Genomic DNA, 2946 nt, shown 5'->3' with positions numbered 1-2946 from the left:
GGGACCGGCCGCTGCCCCTGCCCCTGCCGGTCAGCGGGCGCAGCCCGCGGTTTCCCCCGCTGCGCCGGCTCCGGGCGAGGCCCGCCGGCTGACGGCGCAGACGTGGCGGCTGCCCGCGATCGACCGGCTCGAGGGAGCGTATGCGGCCGCGCCGGTCGCCGTAGTTCTTGATCATGGTGACGAGCTCGCCGCCCCGATCGTCCGCGAGCTCGAGCGCCGTGGCTGGGATGTCTGTCACCGGACGCTGGGGAGCCCGGCGACCTCCGCCGGGGACGCATTCCTGGACTGGGATGGCCAGGACCTCGACAGGCAGCTTGCCGAGGTCCTGGCCGAATCACCCCGGATCGATCTGTGCCTGACGCTGCTCGGCCAGCCTGAGCGGTGGCACGACGCGACCCGTCGGCTCGCTGAGACGGTACGGGCCGCCGGGCGGATTGCCGGTGCCCTGCGGGAGACCGCTGACACGGGAACGCGGGCCAGTTTTGTGACCGTGAGCCGGCTTGACGGCATCCTCGGCCACAGCGGGGAGCGCGCCATGGCGGCCGCGGTGCTGGGCGGGGCCACCGGGCTGGTGAAGACCCTTGCCCGGGAGATGCCGGCGCTGTTCTGCCGGGCGCTCGACCTGAGCCCGGCGCTCGGTGACGACGCTGCGGCGGAGGCCGTGCTGCGGGAGCTGGACGACGCCGCCCGTGACGTCGCCGAGGTCGGTGTCGATGCCGAACGGCAGCGGTGGACGGTGCGGTACGAAGACCTTGATCTGGTCCCGGTTGACCTCACTGACCTCAGCGTCGGCACCGAGGACACCCTGGTTGTCACCGGTGGCGCGCGTGGTGTAACGGCTCTGTGCGTGCGGGCGTTGGCGCAGGTGTGCCCGCTGGCCTTTCTCCTGCTCGGCCGCACCGAACTCACCGACGAACCCGACTGGGCCGCTGGGGTGCCCGACAGCGCGCTGAAGCCGAAGCTGATCGAGCGGCTGCGGGCGGACGGCGGTTCGCCGGCTCCGCGCGAGGTCAACCGTGCCCTGCGCGATCTGCTCGCCCAGCGCGAGATCCGGGCGACCCTCGCCGACGTGACCGCGGCCGGGGCACGGGCGGTCTACCTCAGCGTTGATGTCGCCGACGCCACGGCCACGCGGGCGGCTCTCGCCGAGCATGAGGCCCGGATCACTGGCATCGTGCACGGTGCCGGTGCGCTCGCCGACGCGATGCTCGTGGACAAAAGCGCGGCGGACGTGCGGGGAGTCCTCGCACCAAAGATCATCGGTCTGGGCAACATCCTGGCCGCCGTCCCGCAGGCTCCCCTGCGCCAGCTCGTCGTCTTCACCTCGATCGCCGGGATCGCCGGAAACCCTGGTCAGGGCGACTACGCGGCGGCGAACGAAGCACTGAACAAGGTTACGGCCAGCTGGCGGCGCAGCCGGCCGGCCAGCGCGGCCGTCGCGATCAACTGGGGAGCCTGGGACGGTGGGATGGTCACCCCCGAGCTCCGGGAGATGTTCCGCGCCCGGGGTGTGCCCCTGCTGGCGCCCGCGGATGGGGCGCGGATGTTCGTCGAGCAGTTCAGCGCGGCCCGCGCGGGCGACGCATGTGTCCTGGTCGGTCATCCCGTCCCGCTGGCGGCGGCCACGGGACCGATCGACACCCCGGCCTTCGTCAGTCATCGGGAGCTGACCGGCTTCGACCTGGACCCGGTGGTGGACGCTCACCAGATCGGCGCCCACCCGGTGCTGCCCGCCACGGCCGGGCTCGGCTGGCTGATCAATGGCCTCGAGCGGGCCAACCGGGACCTGCGGGTCGTCGAGGCGCGTGACTTCGAGGTTCACAAGGGGATCGTCTTCGACGGCTCGCACGAGCGCGGCTACCGGCTGGAAGCCGACGCGGGCAGCGTGGTCGACGGGCGGCTGGTCATCCGGGCCGCGATCCGCTCGGACACCGGTGGCGCGTTCCCGGCGTCCCACTACGGCGGGGTGTTCGTGCTCGCAGCCTCGCCCGACCAGGCCCCAGCCGACGTTGCCTGGCCCGGCTACCCGCTCGGGCAGGGACCCGAGAACGGCCTGGACGGCTACGCCGACGGAACCCTGTTCCACGGGGTCCTGCTGCAGGGCATCCGGCGGCTGCTGCACCAGGACCGGACCCGGCTGGTGGTGGAGTGCCGGCTGCCGGACACCCCGCTGGCCGCTGGTGCCTTCGCCGGCAGCCTGCACAGCCCGGCGCTCGGGGATGTCGTCGTCCAGGCGGCGTACGTGCTGGGCCGCGCCTATCTGCGGGCCGGCTGCCTGCCGCTGGGTATCGGGCGGGTCCAGTTCTTCGCGCCGCTGCCGGGCAACGCCACGTTCGTGGCGGTGGCCGACAACCTGCGCTCCACGTCCATGGGGGTGACCGTGGACGTCACCGTCCACGCGCCCGCTGGCGCTGTGCTCCAGCGGTTCCTCGACGTTTCGCTGATCAGCACACCCGACATGGCTGAGAAGATCCGGGAGGGCGCCCGGCGCCGGGACGCGCGGGCACGGCCATGACGAGATCGGTCAGTGCACCCAGGGGCGTCGGCCCTGATCGCGCCGGCCCCGATCGAACGGAGACGACCCGATGACCGCGAGCCTTGACGAAAGCGGCGAGCTGCTGCAGTTCGACGGTGATCCGTTCGGCGTCCCGCTGTGGCCGGCCGATGCCGCCGCGCCGGTGCCCACGGCCGATGCCAGCACATATGGCGTGCCGCGGGCCCAGCCGGCCCAGCGGGCCCAGCCGGCCGCGACCGCCGAACCGGCTGGGCCCGCGGCCCCGCTGGTGTTCCCCGCGCCCGCTCCGGTGTCCATGGCTGACCCGGCCGCGGAGCTGGTGCGCGGTTTTCGGGAAGAGATCATAAGGGCGCATGCCGGCGCGATGCGGACGCAGGCGGCGTTCCAGGAACTCGCGCTCGCCAGGATGGGTTTCCGGGGCACAGCTCTGT

At 72.9% G+C, this 2946-nt stretch carries 1 protein-coding gene and 1 pseudogene; both read left to right on the top strand.

Going from position 1 to position 2946, the window contains the following annotated elements:
• On the top strand, positions 1–2515 hold a 2515-nt coding region (locus MJ777_RS22645; protein ID WP_239377740.1), incomplete at its 5' end, for an SDR family NAD(P)-dependent oxidoreductase.
• Positions 2516–2585: 70 nt separating this feature from the next.
• Positions 2586–2946: pseudogene (locus MJ777_RS22640) on the top strand (hypothetical protein); the annotation flags it as partial.

Origin of the sequence: Protofrankia sp. Cj5, assembly GCF_917627405.1 — a bacterium.
GTDB lineage: Bacteria > Actinomycetota > Actinomycetes > Frankiales > Frankiaceae > Protofrankia.
The sequence above is the reverse complement of the archived record's forward strand: the minus strand, read 5'-3'. Positions and strand labels throughout refer to the sequence as shown.